Annotated in this window: 17 protein-coding genes; 14 read left to right on the forward strand and 3 right to left on the reverse strand. The window is 52.1% G+C overall.

Annotation, left to right across the window (positions count from 1 at the left end):
* Position 1 precedes the first annotated feature (1 nt).
* Positions 2-517: a GNAT family N-acetyltransferase gene (locus Q1A54_RS16650; RefSeq protein ID WP_299990434.1), complete on the forward strand. Its 516-nt coding sequence runs from the start codon at positions 2-4 to the stop codon at positions 515-517.
* 173 nt (positions 518-690) lie between these two features.
* On the opposite strand, the gene Q1A54_RS16655 is transcribed toward Q1A54_RS16650, so the two are convergent.
* On the reverse strand, positions 691-3,990 hold the full coding sequence (locus Q1A54_RS16655) for a vitamin B12-dependent ribonucleotide reductase (protein ID WP_299990436.1): 3,300 nt from the start codon (positions 3,988-3,990) through the stop codon (positions 691-693).
* Between the two features lie 193 nt (positions 3,991-4,183).
* Here Q1A54_RS16655 and ric point away from each other — a divergent pair, with 193 nt between their 5' ends.
* The 12 genes from ric to Q1A54_RS16715 all read left to right on the forward strand — a co-directional run bounded on the left by ric (position 4,184) and on the right by Q1A54_RS16715 (position 16,533).
* Positions 4,184-5,140: an iron-sulfur cluster repair di-iron protein gene (ric, locus tag Q1A54_RS16660; protein ID WP_299990438.1), complete on the forward strand. Its 957-nt coding sequence runs from the start codon at positions 4,184-4,186 to the stop codon at positions 5,138-5,140.
* 403 nt (positions 5,141-5,543) lie between these two features.
* Positions 5,544-6,050 (forward strand): hemerythrin domain-containing protein, encoded by a 507-nt coding sequence (locus Q1A54_RS16665; protein ID WP_299990440.1) that lies wholly within the window; start codon positions 5,544-5,546, stop codon positions 6,048-6,050.
* 2 nt (positions 6,051-6,052) lie between these two features.
* The gene (locus Q1A54_RS16670; protein WP_299990442.1) at positions 6,053-6,871 is read left to right on the forward strand and encodes a DUF2249 domain-containing protein; all 819 of its coding nucleotides are present in this window, start codon (positions 6,053-6,055) and stop codon (positions 6,869-6,871) included.
* Positions 6,872-7,084: 213 nt separating this feature from the next.
* A complete protein-coding gene (locus Q1A54_RS16675; RefSeq protein WP_299990444.1) occupies positions 7,085-8,413 on the forward strand; it encodes a hypothetical protein in 1,329 nt (442 codons plus the stop codon).
* The gene (locus Q1A54_RS16680; protein WP_299990446.1) at positions 8,373-8,693 is read left to right on the forward strand and encodes a metal-sulfur cluster assembly factor; all 321 of its coding nucleotides are present in this window, start codon (positions 8,373-8,375) and stop codon (positions 8,691-8,693) included. The genes Q1A54_RS16675 and Q1A54_RS16680 overlap by 41 nt, the downstream gene beginning before the upstream one ends.
* 39 nt (positions 8,694-8,732) lie before the next feature.
* Positions 8,733-9,188: an Rrf2 family transcriptional regulator gene (locus Q1A54_RS16685; RefSeq protein ID WP_076423179.1), complete on the forward strand. Its 456-nt coding sequence runs from the start codon at positions 8,733-8,735 to the stop codon at positions 9,186-9,188.
* A gap of 46 nt (positions 9,189-9,234) precedes the next feature.
* The gene (gene nadA / locus Q1A54_RS16690; protein WP_299990449.1) at positions 9,235-10,278 is read left to right on the forward strand and encodes a quinolinate synthase NadA; all 1,044 of its coding nucleotides are present in this window, start codon (positions 9,235-9,237) and stop codon (positions 10,276-10,278) included.
* Between the two features lie 95 nt (positions 10,279-10,373).
* Entirely contained in the window at positions 10,374-11,930 is a 1,557-nt protein-coding gene (nadB, locus tag Q1A54_RS16695; protein WP_299990451.1) for an L-aspartate oxidase, read from the forward strand.
* 93 nt (positions 11,931-12,023) lie between these two features.
* The gene (locus tag Q1A54_RS16700) at positions 12,024-13,568 is read left to right on the forward strand and encodes a PAS domain-containing sensor histidine kinase (RefSeq protein WP_196120964.1); all 1,545 of its coding nucleotides are present in this window, start codon (positions 12,024-12,026) and stop codon (positions 13,566-13,568) included.
* 6 nt (positions 13,569-13,574) lie between these two features.
* Positions 13,575-14,021, forward strand: coding sequence for a response regulator (locus Q1A54_RS16705; protein WP_196120965.1), 447 nt, complete (start codon positions 13,575-13,577; stop codon positions 14,019-14,021).
* A 218-nt stretch (positions 14,022-14,239) separates the two neighbouring features.
* Complete coding sequence (locus Q1A54_RS16710; RefSeq protein WP_299990454.1) at positions 14,240-15,469, forward strand: ATP-binding protein; 1,230 nt, start codon at positions 14,240-14,242, stop codon at positions 15,467-15,469.
* Positions 15,470-15,471: 2 nt separating this feature from the next.
* Positions 15,472-16,533 (forward strand): response regulator, encoded by a 1,062-nt coding sequence (locus Q1A54_RS16715; protein ID WP_007658680.1) that lies wholly within the window; start codon positions 15,472-15,474, stop codon positions 16,531-16,533.
* A 7-nt stretch (positions 16,534-16,540) separates the two neighbouring features.
* Here Q1A54_RS16715 and Q1A54_RS16720 read toward each other — a convergent pair whose 3' ends face one another.
* The gene (locus Q1A54_RS16720) at positions 16,541-17,656 is read right to left on the reverse strand and encodes a Fic family protein (protein WP_299990456.1); all 1,116 of its coding nucleotides are present in this window, start codon (positions 17,654-17,656) and stop codon (positions 16,541-16,543) included.
* Between the two features lie 186 nt (positions 17,657-17,842).
* Between Q1A54_RS16720 and hemA the strand changes: the two genes are divergently transcribed.
* Positions 17,843-19,105, forward strand: coding sequence for a glutamyl-tRNA reductase (hemA, locus tag Q1A54_RS16725; protein ID WP_299990458.1), 1,263 nt, complete (start codon positions 17,843-17,845; stop codon positions 19,103-19,105).
* Between the two features lie 84 nt (positions 19,106-19,189).
* On the opposite strand, the gene Q1A54_RS16730 is transcribed toward hemA, so the two are convergent.
* The gene (locus Q1A54_RS16730; RefSeq protein WP_299990460.1) at positions 19,190-19,804 is read right to left on the reverse strand and encodes a carboxypeptidase-like regulatory domain-containing protein; all 615 of its coding nucleotides are present in this window, start codon (positions 19,802-19,804) and stop codon (positions 19,190-19,192) included.
* Between the last annotated feature and the right edge of the window lie 2 nt (positions 19,805-19,806).

Here is a 19,806-nt window from a genome sequence, read left to right on the forward strand (position 1 = left end):
AATGGAACATAATTTCAGAAAAGCAAATTTGACAGAGCAAGCTCAAATATGGGATATTTTGCAGCAAGCCATCGTTCGCAGAAAAGAAGATGGTAGCAACCAATGGCAGGACGGCTATCCTAATCCGGAAGTCATACGACAAGACATTGAACAAGGGGTTGGTTTTGTCCTGACTGAAGGAGAGACCATTGTTGGGTATACCGCAGTCTTGATAAATGACGAGCCGGAATATGAGAAAATTGAAGGGAAATGGCTGACGAACGAAGACTTTGTTGTGTTTCATCGTGTCGCCATATCAGAGCAGCATTTGGGAAAAGGCTTGGCGAAAAAGATTTTAGCGTCTATAGAGGACTTCGCACGTAGTAAAAATATTTTCAGCATCAAAGCAGATACAAACTTTGACAATCTTGCGATGATGAGTCTTTTTGAGAAAAACGGATACGTATACTGCGGAGAAGTTTATTTTAGAGGAAGTCCAAGAAAAGCATATGAGAAAGTATTGACCAAGATTAATTAAAATTTACAGTTTTAAAACTGTTGTTTCTTGCTCAATTTCTAAGAACCTACCACTGAATATATTAAAATCTGATATAGACCTTTTTTCTATAATCAGTCAACTGAATATACATAATCAAAAAAAGCAGGAGCGCCTATACCTAGACGCTCCTGCTTCATTTCCACTAAACTCCCTCAACTACAACCCAAACTATTCCCACAGTTCAGGCATTTGTAGCACGTGCCGGAGCGTATGGTAATGTGGCCGCAGACGTTGCAGATGGGGGCATCGCCCATCATGTTGGCCAGCACCTGTTGGGTCTGTTCCAGTAGCACGGTGCGGCTCTGCGACACCAGGGTATAGCCATTGGCTTTCACGTCGGTGGCAGGCTCTGGCTGGACCACTGGCTTTGTTACGGCAGGTATAGCCGTGGCAAGGGGCGGAGCGGGGGTTTCCGTTTTCTCGTTCGGCACATGCACCAGGTCTTCGCGCTGCAGGTACTCGTAGCCGAGGAGGCGGAAGAGGTAGTCGAAAACCGAGGTAGCCGACTTGATGTTGGGGTGCTCCACGCGGCCCGCTGGCTCGAAACGGGTAAAGGTGAAGCGGTTCACGAACTCTTCCAGCGGCACGCCATACTGCAGGCCCAACGACACCGAAATGGCGAAACAGTTGAGGATGGAGCGGAACGAGGCGCCCTCCTTGTACATGTCGATGAACACTTCGCCGAGCTCGCCGTTCGGGTATTCGCCCGTGCGGATGTACACGGTGTGGCCGTCAATCTTGGCTTTCTGGGTGAAACCGCTGCGCTTGTCGGGCAGTTTGCGGCGCTCCACCATGTGGGCCAGTTGCTTGCGGAAAGGCTCGTTGGCGGCGTCTTCCAGAATGGCTTTGGCCGCCTGCAACACCTGTTCGGCACTTATGCTGTTGTCGGTCTGCGGCGCTTCCGCGTCAGGTGCTTCGTCGGTTTCTGCTTTCTTGCTACTAGACGAGAGCGGCTGCGACAGCTTGCTGCCGTCGCGGTAAATCGAACAGGCTTTCAGGCCCAGTTCCCACGACAGGTGGTAGCAACGGGCCACTTCTTCGCGGGTGGTTTCGTTGGGCAGGTTGATGGTCTTGGAGATGGCCCCCGAAATAAACGGCTGCACCGCCGCCATCATCTGTATGTGGCCCTCGGGCTTGATGAAACGCTTGCCTTTGTGCCCGCACTTGTTGGCGCAGTCAAACACAGGGTAATGCTCGGGGCGCAGGTAGGGCGCGCCCTCGGTTGTCATGGTGCCGCAGATGTAGTCGCTGGCTTCTTCTTGCTGGGTATAGGTATAGCCGAGCGCCTTTAACAGATTGAAGTCCGGCTTGTAGTACTGTTCCGATTTAAAGCCGAGTCGCTGCAGGGTGGCGTCGCCCAAGGTATAGGCACTGAAGAGCGAGGCCACATCATAAGCCGTCGGCAGGGCCGCTTCCAGTTTCTGTATCTCTGCCTTGGTAAAGCCTTTTTCGAGCAAGGATTTTTCGTTGATGTGCGGGGCGCCCTTAAAGGTCGCATGGCCTTTGGCGTAGTTCACGATGGCCTGGATCTCTGCTTCGGAATAGCCCAGTTTGCGGAGCGCGGCAGGTATAGACTGGTTGATGATTTTGAAATAACCGCCACCCGCCAGCTTCTTGTACTTCACCAGCGCAAAGTCAGGCTCCACGCCCGTGGTGTCGCAGTCCATCAGCAAACCAATGGTGCCCGTTGGGGCGATGACCGTGGCTTGCGCGTTGCGGTAGCCGTGCTTTTCGCCCAGTTTCAGGGCCTCGTCCCAGGCCTGGCAGGCAGCCAGGTATAGGTAGTCGGGGCAGAGGGCAGGGTCGAGGGGCTGGGCAGGTATAGCGAGTTGGTCGTAGGCTTCGGGTTGGTTGTAGGCGGCGGCGCGGTGGTTGCGGATGACCCGCAGCATGGCTTCCTCGTTGAGTTTATACTTCGGAAAAGCGCCTAGTTCGGCGGCCATCTCGGCGGAAGTCGCATAGGAAGTGCCCGTCATAATCGCGGTGAGCGCGGCGGCTACCGTGCGGGCTTGGTCGCTGTCGTAGGCGAGGCCCTGCACCATCAGCAAAGCGCCGAGGTTGGCATAGCCGAGGCCAATGGTGCGGTAATCATAGGAGCGCTGCGCCACTTCTTCGGAGGGGAACTGCGCCATCAGCACCGAAATCTCCAGCACCACCGTCCACAGGCGGCAGGCGTGGCGGTAGGCCTCCACATCAAATGTCTGCGTGGCTTCATCGAAAAAGCGAATCAGGTTGAGCGAGGCCAGGTTGCAGGCCGTGTTGTCGAGGAACATGTACTCCGAACAGGGGTTGGAAGCGCGGATCGGACCTTCGGCGGGAGAGGTATGCCACTCGTTGATGGTCGTGTCGAACTGCAGACCCGGGTCGGCGCAGGACCAGGCCGCGTCGGCTATCTGTTCCCACAGTTCGCGCGCAGGTATAGACTGCATCACCTTGCCGGTAGAGCGGGCGCGCAGGTGCCACGGCTCGTCGTTTTGCAGCGCCTTAAAAAAGGCATTCGGCACCCGTACTGAGTTGTTCGAGTTCTGACCTGACACGGTCTGGTAGGCTTCGCCGTTGTAGTCGGAGGAGTAGCCCGCCGCAATCAGGGCCGCCACTTTTTTCTCTTCTTCCTTTTTCCAGTTGATGAAGTCCACTATCTCGGGGTGGTCGAGGTCGAGGCACACCATTTTGGCAGCCCTTCGCGTCGTGCCACCCGACTTAATCGCCCCCGCCGCACGGTCGCCAATCTTCAGAAACGACATCAGCCCCGAAGAGCTGCCGCCGCCCGCCAGGGGCTCATCCTTTCCCCGAATGTTGGAGAAATTGGTGCCCACGCCCGAGCCATACTTGAAGATGCGCGCCTCCTGCACCCACAGGTCCATAATACCGCCTTTGTTCACGAGATCATCGTCCACGGCCAGTATAAAACAGGCATGCGGCTGCGGACGCTCGTAAGCGGAAGTCGACTCGCGCAGCTTGCCCGTTTCGGGGTCTACATAAAAGTGCCCCTGTGCCTTGCCCTTTAACTTATAGGAGTTGTAGAGACCCGTGTTGAACCACTGCGGGGAGTTGGGTGCAGCATACTGGCCAAGGAGCATGTATACTAGCTCGTCATAGAACGCCTGCGCATCTTCGGTGCTTTTAAAGTAACCATATTTTTCACCCCACGAGCGCCAGCAATCGGCCAGGCGGTGGGCTACCTGTTTCACCGATTTCTCGGCGCCGATACTGCCGTCGGGCTGTGGCACCCCCGCCTTGCGCAGGTACTTCTGTGCAAGGATGTCGGTGGCGATTTGAGACCAGTTTTTAGGCACTTCCACATCCTTGATCTCGGCAACGACACCGCCTGTGGGGTCGCGGATGGTGGAGGACCGTGTTTCGTAGTCGAACAAGGCATACGGGCTCCCACCTTTTTGGGTGAAGAAGCGGGAAACAGCCAGACCGCTGGCTCGAGGACTTCCTTTTTTCATAAGGCTTGTTTTTGATGTTATGTATTGATTTTAAGTGTTTTATGTAATATTGTTAATGTCTATATAGCATGGAGTAAATGTAGAAATTAAATAATTAAGAAAAAAAGACCTTTTTATCTTTTATTTAATTATTTTCGTACATACTTTTACATCGGCAATCATTTACAACCCATTATTCATTTAAAACAACACCATGGAAACCATAGAAAAATTAGACGTAACGGTACTGGAGCCACGCATGAAGCACCCGACCATTTTTAACTGGTTCGACAACCTGAATGGCGGCGAAGCATTCGTGATTCACAACGACCACGACCCGAAGCCGCTGTACTACCAGTTGCTCGGCGAGCGCGGCAATACCTTTAAGTGGGAGTACCTGCTGCAGGGCCCTGAAATCTGGGAAGTGAAAATTTCTAAACTGACACCAGAGGAGGGGGAAACCGTAGGCGAGCTTGTGGCCAAAGACTACCGCAAAGCGCAGGTGTTCAAAAAATACGGCATCGACTTTTGCTGCGGCGGCAAGAAATCGCTGAAGCAAGTGTGCGAAGAAAAAGGCATTAGCCCCGAAGTGGTAGAAAACGAGCTGAACGCTATACCTGAAACAGGCAGCGCCACCACCCGCGGCAACGAGTACGAAAAATGGAGCCTGAGCTTCCTCGGCGATTACATCGTGAACATGCACCACAGCTATGTGCGCGAAGCTATACCTACACTTTATGAATACACTACTAAAGTAGCCCGCGTACACGGCGGTCGTCACCCTGAAGTGGTGGAAGTAGCCAAGCATTTTGTGAACATCGCCAACGAACTGGAGGCCCACATGCCGAAAGAAGAGCGCGTGCTGTTCCCGTTCATCAAGCAACTGGAGGAAGCTAAGAAGAACGGCGTGAAACTCGACCGCCCTGCATTCGGCAGCATCCAGAACCCGATTAACATGATGGAAATGGAGCACGAAGCCGCTGGCGATGAACTGGCCGCGATCCGCACCCTGACCGACAACTACACCCTGCCAGCCGATGCCTGCGCAACTTACCGCGTGATGTTCTCGAAGCTGCAGGAGTTCGAAGAAGACCTGCACCGCCACATCCACCTCGAGAACAACGTGTTGTTCCCGAAAGCGGTTGAGCTGGAGAAAGAGGTGTTGAAGTAACCCCGCTTTCACCTCCCCCAGCCCCCTCCTAAAAACAGGAGGAGAGTTTGAGAATGATTAACACATCCCTGCCCCTCTCAAGAAGGGGATTTCAGGGAATGATTCGGACAGGTCGCGACCTGTCCCTACAACTGGGGAAATCATCTATTAGCTGTCTTACTTGGGGTTAGGGGCCCTCGACAAAGAAAGGGACAGGTGAATGACAATCGTGCACAGGTATAAAGTTAGCTACAGCGCTTATACCTGAAGAAAGGTAGCAACAGAAAATTCCCCTCTTGAGAGGGGCAGGGGTGTGTTCCATCAGTGAGCAAACACTTCTGATGTAAAAGAGCAATAAATTAAACAATCCACTCAACTCCCTCCCCTGTTTTTAGGGGAGGGTTGGGGAGGGGTGACCACAACCATGAAAACTGCAACTGCAACCAAACCACTGAAACGTGACAAAAGCCTGGTACCGCTCTCACGGGAGCACCATTTTGGGCTGCTGTTTTGCTGGAAGCTGAAGCAAGGCTTAGCCAACGGCACTTCGCTGGAGATCATGCGCCAGTACATACAGTACTTCTGGAAGAACATCCTGAAAGCGCACTGCCGCGAAGAGGAGATGATCCTGAAAAGACTCTTACCAAAAGACGATGTGAACTCTGTCAGGCTGCACGAAGAGCACCAACTGATTGAAGCCATCATCGGGCTGATCAACAAACAAAAGACGGTGAACACTTCGCTCGTAGCCACGCTGCAGCAGGACCTGACCGATCACATCCGTTGGGAAGAACGCGAGCTGTTCCCATACCTTCAAACCATGGCCGACCCCGAGGAACTGGCTGATGTGGGACGGTTGCTAGAGCATGACCTGCAGGAGCCGAAAGACGAGTTTGAGCCCGCTTTCTGGGAAAACAAAAAGGTAGCCTAACCATGGAGCTTTCTGCCACCACACGCATCTCGACTATTCTGCGGGAAAACCCTGCGGCGATAGAGGCCATCGTGTCGATCAACAAGCACTTTGAGAAGCTGCGGAACCCCGTGCTGCGCAAAGTGCTGGCGTCGCGGGTCACCATCGCCGACGCTGCCCGCATAGGCAAGTGCAGGGTGGAGGATTTTTATGAAAAGCTGCAGCCGCTGGGCTTCAGCATCGCGTCAACACCAACTCACAACAAAAGGGCAATACCCATGGAAACCGATGTTTTGGAAAGACCCGCCTTCATGACAAATCTGAAGGCAACAGACACCCTCGTGCTGGACGTGCGCGATACCATCGCCAAAGGCGACGACCCCTTTCTGCAGATCATGGACGCGGTGAATAAGCTGAATCCCAAGCAGGTGCTCTGCATTGTGAACACCTTCGAACCGATTCCGCTGATCGCCATTGTCCGCCCGAAAGGCTTTGACTACTATACCGAAACGCTGGGTCCGAATCTGGTGAAGACTTATTTCAAAAGGCAGCGTGTAGGAGAGAAGCTAGAGGTCGTTGATACCAAAACTGAAGAGAATTTCGAGACTGTTATGGCCAGGTATAGCGGCAGGTTGCAGCACATCGATGTGCGACAAATGGAAATGCCCCAGCCCATGGTGTCTATACTCAGTGCATTGGAAACACTGCCTGAAAATGAGGCGCTATATGTGCATCACCGCAAAGTACCGCAGTTTCTACTGCCCCAACTGATAGAGCGGGGCTTTACAGTGAGTATAAAAGAGGTAGGGCCGAATGAAGTGTATTTGTTGATATATAAGTAAAGGCCCTCGCTCGCGAGACGCGAGCGAGGGTGGAGATATTCATTGACTTTATTTTGGACCAATGCTGTCTTTTCAAGTGACTTTTGTCATTTCGACCGTCAGGAGAAATCTGGAATTTTACTACTGTTATAAAATATTCCAGATCTCTCATTTCATTCGAGATGACAATGGAAGAAATAAAACAAGTTAGAGCAAACAACAACGACTAAAACCATGAGCGCCGCAACGATAACCAATTCACCATCTAAATGGCTTGTGCTACCGCACTACGCCTTCGCGGCGGTGTCCTTTGTGGTGTTGTGTCTGCTGTTGGTTTTCTCTACCGATGCCTTTGGCGGACATTACTTCCACCCGAAGCTGCTCACGCTCACACATGTGGCAGCATTGGGCTGGGCTACTATGATCATCTTCGGTTCCGTTTACCAATTGCTGCCGGTGGTGCTGGAAGTGCGGCTCTACAGTGATAAACTAGGTATGGTAGCATTTGCGATGCTGTCAACAGGTACGATACTGCTTTCAATAGCCTTCTGGAATTTCTGGGTGGGCACCATCATGCACATTGCGGCCTGCCTGCTCTTTATCTCCTTTTCGCTTTTTGCCTATAATGTGGTGCAAACCGCCCGGCAAGTAAAGAAGTGGGGGGTAGAGGCTGATTTTATGGTCACGTCAGTCGTATGGCTGGTAGCTACGGGACTAGTGGGCGTATTGATGGTCTTCAACTTTCAGTATCCGTTTTTGCCACAGGACCACGTGCACTATTTGAAACTGCATGCGCACTTGGGTATGGCGGGCTGGTTCCTGCTTCTGATCGTGGGCGTAGGTTCCAAACTGATGCCGATGTTCCTGCTTTCACATCCTGAAGATACCCGAAGCCTGAACTGGAGCTATTATCTGATCAACGGTGGATTGGTCCTCTTTGCGGCAGATCACTTGTTTGTACACACAGGCTACTATGCGCTGTATGCGGCCATGGTGGTGTCCGGTATAGGCTGCTTCCTCTACTTTCTGTACCAGGCCAAGTGTCTCGCTAAACGGCCTGACCTGGACCTGGGGATGAAACAGACTTTCGTGGCGTTGACGCTGCTGATCCTGCCTATTGTGCTGGTCTTTGTGGTGACATTGCAGTTTGGCTTACCGCAGCACCTGCTGTCTTCGCTATACCTGGTGTATGGGCTGTCCATCTTCTTCGGCTTTGTGTCGGCGCTGATTCTGGGGCAGACCTTCAAGACGCTGCCGTTCATCGTCTGGATGCACAGCTACGAAGACTATGTCGGCCGCTTCAAAACGCCCATGCCGAAGGACTTGTATAGCGTAACGCTGCTGCGCTGGCAGAACATCGCCTATATTGTCGGGCTGGTGGGTTTGCTGGGAGGGGTGTTGCTAGCAGAGCAAACAGTGATCCTGCTGGGGGCGATGCTGCTGAGCATAGCGGCAGTTTTGTACGCGGGCAATGTGTTTAAGGTGCTGCTGCACAAGGTGAAAGATTTAAAACCATTTGGATATGAAAACGCTGGAACAGGAGCTCGTCAACGAAGCGTATGAAGCGCTCAAATACATCATCGACCCTGAAATAGGTATAAACATTGTCGACCTCGGCCTGGTATATAAAGTAGTGGTCGACGAAGACAAGGAGACACTGCGGGTGGAGTTGACACTGACAACGCCGGGTTGCCCCATGAGTGGCACCATTACCACGGCAGCCGAGCAAATGCTGCACAAGCGTTTTCCAAATCTGGAGATAAAGGTGGAGTTGGTATGGCTCCCACCGTGGACGCCCGAGATGATAAGTGAGGAAGGAATGCGATTACTGGGAAATACCTGATAAATTTGCGATCCGAGCACAGGATATAAAGACAAGGTTATGCTTTCAAAAACAACAGAATACGCCCTGCGGTCCATTGTATACATCGCGATGGCCGACGATGAAGGCAAGCGGGTAGGTATAAAGGAAATAGCGAACGAACTGGAACTGCCGGCCCATTTTATGGGTAAGATCCTGCAGGACATGGTGCGCAAAGGTGTGATCGCGTCCATCAAAGGTCCCCACGGTGGATTTTTCCTGCACCGTCCCGCCAATGAAATCAGCATTCTGGAAGTGGTGCGCCTGATCGATGGGCTCGAAGCTTTCAAAAAATGCGGTATGGGCATGAAGCAATGCTCTGACAAGCACCCTTGTCCACTCCACGATGAGATCAAAGTTTACCGCGATCACCTCTTGCAGGTGTTCCGCGACAAGACCATACAGAGTTTGGTAGACGACGTGAAAACCGGAAAATATTTCATCAAAAACCAACCCGAACCAGTGCTGAACGGCTAAGCTCAAGCTGACCTGAGGCACAGCTCAAACAATTCTAACACATAACATGATAGCGACCCTGACACAGGGTGCCTTCTCTGAAAAATTCAGAGCCATGCACCCTTTTGCCCAAACCGAAGAGATTGCCGCCCTGCAGGAGGCGGTGGAAGAGATCCGGGAACTGAAGCGTGAGAAGAACGCGGTGATCCTGTCCCACTTCTACATGTCGCCCGAACTGCAGGTGCAGCACGTTGATGGGGGTATAGCCGACTTTGTAGGCGACTCCCTCGGACTGAGTGTGGCCGCCAAAAGTGTGGAGGCTGATAACATCATTTTCTGCGGTGTGAAGTTCATGGCTGAAACCGCCAAAATACTCAACCCGGCTAAGCAGGTATTGCTGCCGAGTTTTGAGGCCGGTTGTTCGCTGGCCGAAAGCATTACAGGTGCCGATGTGCGCAAACTCAAGGCGCAGTACCCGGGTGTGCCGGTGGTAGCTTACATCAACACCTACGCCGAGACCAAAGCCGAAGCCGACATCTGCTGCACCTCCCGCAATGCCTTGGACATTGCCCGCTCTTTCGACTCCGACCGACTGATTTTCCTGCCGGACTTGTTTATGGGCCGCAACCTGCAGACCCGCATCAAAGCCGAGACAGGCAAGGAACTGATTCTCTGGGAAGGTAAGTGCGAGGTGCACGAACAGTTCACGCCGCAGCGCATCAACGGGCTCAAGTTGATGTACCCCGAGGCGCAGGTGCTGGTGCACTGGGAAGTGCCCGACGACACCGTAGCCGATGCCCTGACAGGTGCCGGCGGCGTGGTGGGCAGCACATCGGATATTCTACGCTTTGTAGGCGAGAGCAAATCACGGCAGTTCATCCTGGGTTCGGAGTGCGACCTGGGTGCGACCTTGCGCGGCATGTATCCGGAGAAAGAGTTTATCGTGCCTTGCATTAAGTGTCCGCACATGAAGCAGATTACGATACAGCGTACGCTGCAGGCATTGCGGGCCATCGGCACGGAAGCGGAGCGTATGTATACCGTCGACCTGGCAGAGGACATTCGTCAAAGAGCCTTGCTGCCGATAGAACGCATGCTGGTCTTTTCATAAAAATAGAATCTAATAAAATAAGGTATGGGGAAAGACATAAGCTAAACGATCAGAAAGTCTTTGTCCCTTGCCACAAGTCTTTTTTCCTATCAAAAATGAAAGTGCCAGATTTTGATTTCGTGGTGTTGGGCAGTGGCATTGCAGGGCTTACGTTTGCTCTGCAGTCCGCTGCCCATTCCCGCGTACTGGTGCTTTGCAAAGCTAGCCTTTCCGAAACCAATACGGCCTATGCGCAGGGAGGTATAGCCGCCGTGCTCGACCCTACCGACACCTTTGAACAGCACGTGCAGGACACGCTCGAGGCGGGCGCAGGACTGTGCCGGGAAATGGCTGTGCGCTTTATGGTACAGGAGGCGCCTGCCGCTATACGCTGGCTGCAAGGTATGGCCGTGGGCTTCGACAAGGACGGATCTGGCGATATGGCCCTCGGGCTGGAAGGCGGCCACAGCCATCACCGTATTGTGCATGTAAAAGACCATACGGGACGCAGCATACAGCAAGCCCTGGAGGAGGCGGTGCGGCGACATCCGAACATCTCGGTGCAGGAACATCAGATGGGTATAGAACTACTCACGGATACCAGCGACACAGGTACGTTTTGCTATGGCGTACAGGTGCTGGATCTGCACACCAACGAGGTTCGGTCTATACAAGCGCAAGCGGTGGTGCTGGCCACTGGGGGCTCCGGGCAGGTATACCAGTATACCACCAACCCAGGTATAGCCACCGGCGACGGGCTAGCCATGGCTGCCCGTGCAGGAGCCGAGATCCAGAACATGGAGTTCTTCCAGTTTCACCCGACAGCGCTCTACCAACCAAACGGGGAGGTCTTCCTGATCAGCGAGGCCTTACGTGGAGCGGGGGCGGAGCTGGTCCTGCCCGACGGCAGCCACTTTATGCACCTATATCACGCCATGGGTTCGCTGGCTCCCCGCGATATCGTGGCCCGCGCCGTGCTCACCGAAATGCAGCGGCACAACAGTCCTTGTCTATACCTGGATGTGCGCCATCTTCCAATCGGAAAGGTACGACAGAGCTTTCCTTCAATTTATCATAAATGTGCCACTATTGGCATTGATGTCGAAAAGCACCTGATACCCATCGTGCCGGCAGCGCATTACCAGTGCGGCGGCGTGAAAGCAGACCTGAGCGGACGTACTTCCATTGACCGGCTGTATGCGATAGGAGAGGTGGCCTGCACAGGTGTGCACGGGGCAAACCGACTGGCCAGCAACTCGCTGCTGGAGGGGGTAGTGTTTGCCCGGAGTGCAGCGGAGCATGTAACGGGCATAGTCGCGTATCAGGAAGGGGCTATACCTGATAGCGCTGCAGAAAAAGAGTATGTAGGTGCCTTATGGTTAGGTATGCGGGCCGAGGTAGCACGCAGCCGTGCGAAACTACAAAAGTTGCTTTGGGAACAGGCCGGTATTGTCCGTTCAGTCAAAGGCCTGCTGCGCTGCCAATCCGAAATTGAGGCGCTACAGCGAAAGGCCAAAGGTATACGGGAACTGACAGGTGTACAGCAGGAGGTGCTGGAGCTTCAAAACCTGATCACGGTGGCCGGGCTGATCACAGATGCTGCCTTGCGTAGGCGGGAAAATGTGGGTGGGCATTTCGTAAAGGAAAACTTATCAGAATTATGCGCTGTATAAGACCAGAACCAAATGAACTTTGGCAAAAACTGGGACTCTGCGCTTCCTTTGACATTAAGGCCGTAGTGCGTATATTTAGCAAAAGAAATACGCGTGAAAGAACAAGACCATTCCGATAATCACCAAATAGACAGCGAGTCACGCTTAAAGGCCATCATTGAAACGGCTATTGACGGCATTATTACCATTGACCGGCGAGGTGTCATTGAAACCGTAAATCCGGCGGCGGCCCACATTTTTGGCTATCAGCCTGAAGAAATCATCGGACAGAACGTAAGCGTACTGATGCCGGAACCCGATCATAGCCTGCACGATACCTATCTTGAAAACTATCACCGCACAGGGGTAGGGCAGATCATCGGCAAGGGGCGCGAGGTACTGGGCAAGAGGAAGAACGGTAAGGTTTTCCCGTTTCTGCTCAGTATCAGCGAAGTGAACCTGCACGACAAGCAGATCTTCACAGGTGTGATCCACGACATTTCAGAACTCAAAAAAACGGAGGCTGCCCTGCGTGAAAGTGAGAGCCGCATCAACTCCATCATCCAGACTGCAGTAGACGGCATCATCACCATCGACACGCGTGGTGTCATCGAAATGGTTAATCCCTCTGCCTGCAGGCTATTTGGCTACGACGCTTCAGAAGTACTGGGCAGGAAGATCAATATGCTGATGCCGGAGCCGGACAAGAGCCTGCACGACAACTACATGCATCACTACCACGAAACGGGTGAGAAACGCATTATCGGTATAGGACGTGAGGTATCTGGCCTGAAAAAAGACGGTACCATCTTCCCGCTATACCTGAGCATCAGTGAGGTGCAGCTGTCAGACCGCAAGGTATACACCGGCTTCATCCACGACATCACAAGACAAAAAGTAACAGAAGAGCGCCTGCGCCGCTACGCTGCCGAACTGGAGCGAAGCAACCGGGAATTGCAGGACTTCGCCTACGTTTCGTCGCACGATTTGCAGGAGCCGCTGCGCAAGATACAGGCCTTCGGCGACCGACTCAAGATGAAGGAGTACGAAAACCTGAGCGAGCAGGGCAAGGACTATGTGGACCGGATGCTCAATGCCGCCAACCGCATGCAGAACCTGATCAATGACCTGCTCACGTTCTCCAGGGTGACGTCCCAGGCGAAGCCTTTCTCTAAAACAGACCTGAATCAAATTGCAAGGGAGGTCGTTTCAGATTTAGAAATTGCCATTGAGCGCAATCATGCCAAAGTAGAGATAGGGGCACTACCCACTATCCAGGCAGAGCCGACGCAGATGCGCCAACTGCTGCAGAACCTGATCAGCAATGCCATCAAGTTCCGCAGAGACGAGGTAGACCCGGTCGTGAAGGTATACGCGAAGGAGCTGCAGTTGAAAGCCCACATGACAGCCACGCCTGGCGACGAGCTGGTGGAACTGCACATCGAGGACAACGGCATCGGCTTTGAAGAAAAGTACCTGGACCGGATCTTCAACATTTTCCAGCGACTGGAAGGCCAGAAATATGAAGGCTCCGGCATTGGACTGGCCATTTGCCGTAAGATTGCGATCCGCCACGGAGGTGATATCACAGCCAAAAGCAAACCGGGGGAAGGAACGCATTTTATTGTTACCTTAGCAAAAACTCACCTGAAGGAATAAACGCCTATGAAATCGAATAGACCAATCGTGATACTGATAGCTGACGACGACGCTGAGGACCGCATGCTCATAAAAGAAGCGCTTGACGAGAACCGGCTGAGTAATGCGATTCAGTTTGTGGAGAACGGCGAGGAACTGATGGACTACCTGCACAACCGCGGAAAGTTCGCTGACAAAGACAAGTACCAGACACCCGGCCTGATCCTGCTGGACCTCAACATGCCCAAAAAAGATGGCCGTGAGGCGCTGAAAGAGATCAAAGCTGACGATCACCTGCGCGTGCTACCGGTGGTGGTGCTGACTACTTCCAAAGCCGAAGAGGACATCCTGCGCACCTACGATCTGGGCGTGAGCTCCTTCATTACCAAGCCAGTTACTTTCACAGCCCTGGTAGACGTAATGAAAACCCTGAGTAAGTACTGGTTTGAAATAGTAGAACTGCCGAAACCGTAGTTTAGTTAAGAGTTAAATTTATGCGTTTAAACTTGCTTGTCATTTCGTACGCAAGTGAGAAATCTGGAATATGAATCGCAATGGCTCAGATTTCTCACATCGAGTGCTCATAGCCACACTACGCTGGCTCTCTTTGGCTCACGCCTCAAGAGTAGTTGAAATGACAAACCAGCTAAAACTCAAAACGCTTACCAACTCCTAAACTCTCAAACTCAAATATGCCTGACAGAATTCGTGTTTTGCTGGTTGATGATGATGAAGATGATTTCATCATTGCGCGTGATATCATGGACGATATACCCGGGCGCAATTATGTGCTCGATTGGGCGCCGTCCTTCAACGAGGCTATCAGCATAATCAGGGAGCAGCGACACCATGTATACCTGGTTGATTTCAGGCTGGGGGCGCATGACGGACTGGAACTGATCACGCAGGCTGTGAACGAAGGTATAACAGCACCGTTCATTTTGCTAACCGGTCAGAGCGACCGCGAAACTGACGAGAAAGCCATGCGGGCCGGAGCGCAGGACTACCTGGTGAAGGGTACTTTCAATCCATACGACCTGGAGCGCTCCATCAGGTATAGCATAGAGCACGCCAAGAGCCTGGCCGAAATCCAGAAGCTGAACACGGAGCTGGAACAACGGGTAGAGGACCGCACGCAGGAGCTTGCCGCTGCCATACAGAACCTGGAGAAGGCCAATAAGACACTTAAAAAAGCGCAGCAGGAGATTTACAAAGCACTACAGAAGGAGAAGGAACTGCATGAGCTGAAGTCGCGCTTCGTGACCATCGCCTCACACGAGTTCCGGACACCGCTCAGCACGGTGCTTTCATCGGCCTCGCTGATCACCAAATACAAGTCTGCCGAAGACGATGAAAAACGCCTGAAGCACGTAGGCCGTATTAAGTCCGCTGTTCACAACCTGACCAATATCCTGAACGATTTTCTGTCGATCAGCAGGATGGAGGAAGGGAAGATTCACAATGTGCCGAGCACGTTTGACCTGCAGAGTTTCGCAGCAGAGGTAGTCGACGAAATGCAGGGCTTCCTGAAAGAGGGGCAGCGCATTGATTACCGGCACGAGAGTGAACAAATTACCGTATACCTGGATAAGCAGCTCATGCGCAACGTCATGATCAACCTGCTCTCAAACGGCAGTAAATACTCAGGAGAGGACAGCACAATCTGGTTTACGACTGACATCAAGGGAGACGCAATAAGGCTGGTAGTGCGTGACGAGGGGATCGGTATACCTGACGAGGACAAAGCACACCTGTTTACGCCGTTTTTCAGAGCGCAGAACGTCACCAATATACAAGGAACGGGTCTGGGCCTTAATATTGTAAAGAAATATGTGGAAATAATGGGCGGCGAGCTGCACTACGAAAGCGAACTGGGCCGCGGCACCACTTTCACGATCACATTGCCATACACTACCGCATAAGTATGAGAAAAATATTACTGATTGAAGACAACCAGGAGATCCGCGAGAATACCGCCGAGATCCTGTCGCTGGCCAACTACCAGGTCATTGAAGCACCTAACGGAAAGATAGGCGTGGACCTGGCCAAGAAGGAGCACCCCGACCTGATCATCTGCGACATCATGATGCCACAGCTCGATGGCTACGGGGTGCTGCACATGCTCAGCAAAAATCCGGAAACGGCCAGCATCCCCTTTGTTTTCCTGACGGCCAAGTCGGAGAAGGACGACTTCCGCAAAGGCATGAACCTGGGTGCTGATGACTACCTGACCAAGCCTTTTGATGACGTGGAGCTGCTTGACGTGGTAGAAATGCGTCTGAAGAAAAACGAGATACTGAAAGCTGAATTTCAGCGTGATGTACAGGGCATCGACAACTTTATACAGGAGGCAAAAGGCTATGAGGAGCTAAACAAGCTGATCTCTGAAAATCGCCGTGTGACGGTGTTCCGCAAGAAGCAGCATTTGTTCTCGGAAGGCAATTACCCAAGCAACCTCTATTTCCTGAACAAAGGCAAGATCAAAACATACAAGTCGAATGAAGAGGGTCGTGAGTATATCACCAGCCTGTACAAGGACGGGGATTTCATAGGCTACCTCGATCTACTGGAGGAGAAGACCTACCGCGAGTCAGCCATGGCGCTGGAGGACTCGGAGGTATACATCATCCCGCGGGAGGACTTCTATACCTTGCTTTACCAGAACCGCGACGTAGCCGGCAAGTTCATCAAGATACTGTCTGATAACCTGGCTGACCGCGAAGAACGCCTGCTGAAGCTGGCCTACAACTCCGTGCGCAAGCGTGTGGCAGAGGCGCTGCTGTTTGTTGAAAAGCAGTACAAGGAAGATCCGAATTACAAATCCGAAGTGTCCATCACCCGCGAGGACCTGGCCAGCATTGTAGGTGCTTCCAAAGAAACCGTGATCCGCACCTTGGCCGATTTCAAAGACGAAAACCTCATCGACACCCGTGGCAGCAAGATCACGATCCTGAACTCGCAGAAGCTGGAGCGGATGCGGAATTAAGACAACTTTATTCTGCGGCAGGCTGAAGAAGCGTATAGCTCGTGCTTCTACCGCCTGCCGCTTCTTTTTTCAGGATATCCTTTGCTACTAAATCCTGAATATCACGGCTGGCGGTGTCTTGGGAGCACTTAGCTATTTTGGCCCATTTAGAAGATGTTAGCTTTCCTTCAAATCCTTCCTGAAGTTTATTAATGAGAAGGCGCTGCCGCTCATTTAATGGTGTCTCGGCGTGCACATCCCAAAATCTGACACGCAGTAGCACGGTCCCAAGTTTTTCATGCGAAACTTTCAGCGCATTGTGCAGGCAATCCAGAAACCAACGTAGCCAGGATGTAATATCAAGCGGCCCCTTCTGTGTTTTCTCTAGTATGCTATAGTAAGCATTCCGCTCCAGCCTTATTTGGGCTGACATGCTGTAATAGCGCTGCGCACTATGTTCAGCTCTTGCCAATTGCATGTCTGTAATAGCACGTGCAATGCGCCCATTGCCATCATCGAAGGGATGTAGCGTAACAAACCAAAGGTGAGCTATACCTGCCTTCAAAACGGAATCGCAGTCGTTTTGCTTATTAAACCAATCTATAAAGAGGTTCATTTCATGAGGTAAATTGTCAGCATCAGGTGCTTGAAAATGAACTCTTTCGCGACCGAGCGGCCCGGATACGACCTGCATAGGCCCCTTTGTATTGTCTCGCCAGTCACCAACTATAATTTGGTGCATACCGCTCCTGCCTGTCGGAAAGAGGCAGGCCTGCCATGCCTTTAGACGCTCTGCAGTTAACGGTTGTTCAAAATGCTGTGTAGCATCCAGCATCATCTCCACTATACCTTCCACATGCCTGTCGGATGGCACCAGGCCACCTATATCTATACCTAAGCGGCGGGCAATCGAAGAGCGTACCTGTTCTGTATCAAGAGTTTCTCCTTCTATTTCGGTAGATTTGGTAACGTCTTGTGTGAGCGTTTGCAGTACCGCTTCTGAACGAGCTGAAAAGCCTAAGGCCTCCATGCGTCCAGCCATTAGCCCTTGCAAATAACGCACTTCGGCTAACCTGGCCGTAAGTGCTTCAGCGTCCCATGTAAAGGCAGGCCAATCAGGGTGGTGGTATATGTAGTAGCTCATCTGTTGGTGAATGCGGAGAATAATGGCTCTAATCTCCGCAAATTTGCGGAGATTAACAAGGCTAATCTCCGCACAACTCATTTACTGCGTTTCCAAACATTGACATTTCTCCTACACGAAAGTGACAAAAGTCATACTTTCCGACTCAAGGTTTTGAGACCTTTGTATTGTATCTGAGAGAAAGACATGCAAAATCAGTTTAAAGCCCTTACATTATCTTACAAGCAAGCTCCTATTGCCGTGCGCGAAGCCGTGTCGTTGAACGAGATTGGCTGCCGCAATTTGCTTGATAAAATATGCGAGTTTACCGACGCACAGGATGTCATGGTGCTTTCTACCTGCAACCGTACCGAGGTATACTACTCAGCGGCGCAAGACTTGTCCCGCGAGATCATCAAGCTGATCGCGATTGAGAAAGGCTTCATTGCAACAAAAGAGATCTCCGCTTATTTCCAGAACATCACGGATCACCAGCAGGCGGTGCAGCACTTATTTTATGTGTCGCTGGGGCTGGAGTCGCAGGTGGTGGGCGATATGCAGATACTCAACCAGGTGAAAAAAGCCTACCAGTGGGCGGCTGATGCCAACATGGCCGGACCGTTCCTGCACAGGCTGATGCATACTATTTTCTTTACGAACAAGCAGGTTTTTAACCAGACCTCCTTTTTTGACGGTGCCGCCTCGGTGTCTTACGCCACAGTGGAGCTGGTAGAGGAGCTGACCAAAGGTATGGCTGACCCGCGTGTACTGATGATCGGGGTAGGGGAGATCGGTGCCAATGTGTACGACAACTTCGGTAAGTCGAAAATCAGCAACATCACCATCGCTAACCGCACACACCACAAGGCGCTGGAACTGGCTCAGAAAACCAACGCCCGTGCTATTTACTGGGAGAACGTGTGGGAAGAAATGGCGCAGGCCGATGTGGTGATCTCGTCTGTACCGGGCGACTGCTTCTTTATCGGACAGGCTGATATTGCGCAGCTAGGTGAAAACGCACCTCAGTTCTTTGTAGACTTGTCCATGCCACGCAGCATCGATGCTGGCATTGAAGCTTTGCCAAATGCGAAGGTATACAACGTAGACAATATCCGTAACCGTGCCACCGAGGCGCTGACCATGCGCATGGCTGCTATACCTCAGGTGAAGGAGATCATAGCAGAAGCAATGACTGAATTCAATTCCTGGACCCGCGAAATGGCCATGTCACCTGCTTTGCAGCAGTTCAAGAGCCGACTGGAGGAGATTCGTCAGCAGGAGCTGGCCCGCTATACCAAGAAGCTGGGTGATGATCAGAAAGAATTGGTAGAAGCTATCACTAAAAACATACTTAACAAGATCGTGAAGCTGCCAGCCCTGGAGTTGAAAGCAGCTTGCCAGCGCGGTGAGTCTGAGGCATTGCTTGAAGGCCTGAGCGCCCTCTTTAACCTGGAGAAGCAGGAGGCCTAGGCCATACCTTGTAAAGTCAATACACGCATCCAAACTCTCCCCTGTGGGAGAGTTTTTGTTTTTATGGCTTCAATTGAAGCAGTACTAGTAATACTTAATCGGGATTGAAAATACCTTCAGAATATCTGGTACTCTAAAGCGTGCTTCCCGTTGGCCCTGATGCTGTTGCTGGCCATACCTGAAGTTCGCATCAGCATCCATAGCAGGCATATCCGTGATTGATTTATACACGACCGGAGGAGGGATTACAGGGATTTGCTCGGAGGGATCTGCCGGAAGCTTCGTTCTTAGAACTGCCTGCTTCAGGTCATACTCCGTTGCCCAGGGCATCACATCCACAGTGGGCAGGGTATTGCGCCTTTCTTCCAGCATGATGTTCAAGGTAAGACTACTCTCTTTGATGTTAGCAGGTATGGTCATGTATAGCTTTTCGAAGCCCAGCGCCGCAAATACTACCGTGTCTCCTGCCACCACAGGCATCGAGAAGTAACCGTTTTTTCGGGTATGCGTGCCCCGGGTAGTGCCCGGTACATATACAGCCACCCCTTCCAGTTCCATCAAGCTATCTCCTGCCACCACCCGACCCGAGAATTGCAGAATTTGCTTGTCTGTTACAAAGCGCGACTGTGCCTCTGCCGCAAAGAACTGCATCCAGCAAAGTGCTGTCAGAAAGAGAACACGACCGGCTAGCTTTTTCATAC

Origin of the sequence: uncultured Pontibacter sp. (assembly GCF_947502515.1) — a bacterium.
Taxonomy (GTDB): Bacteria; Bacteroidota; Bacteroidia; order Cytophagales; family Hymenobacteraceae; genus Pontibacter.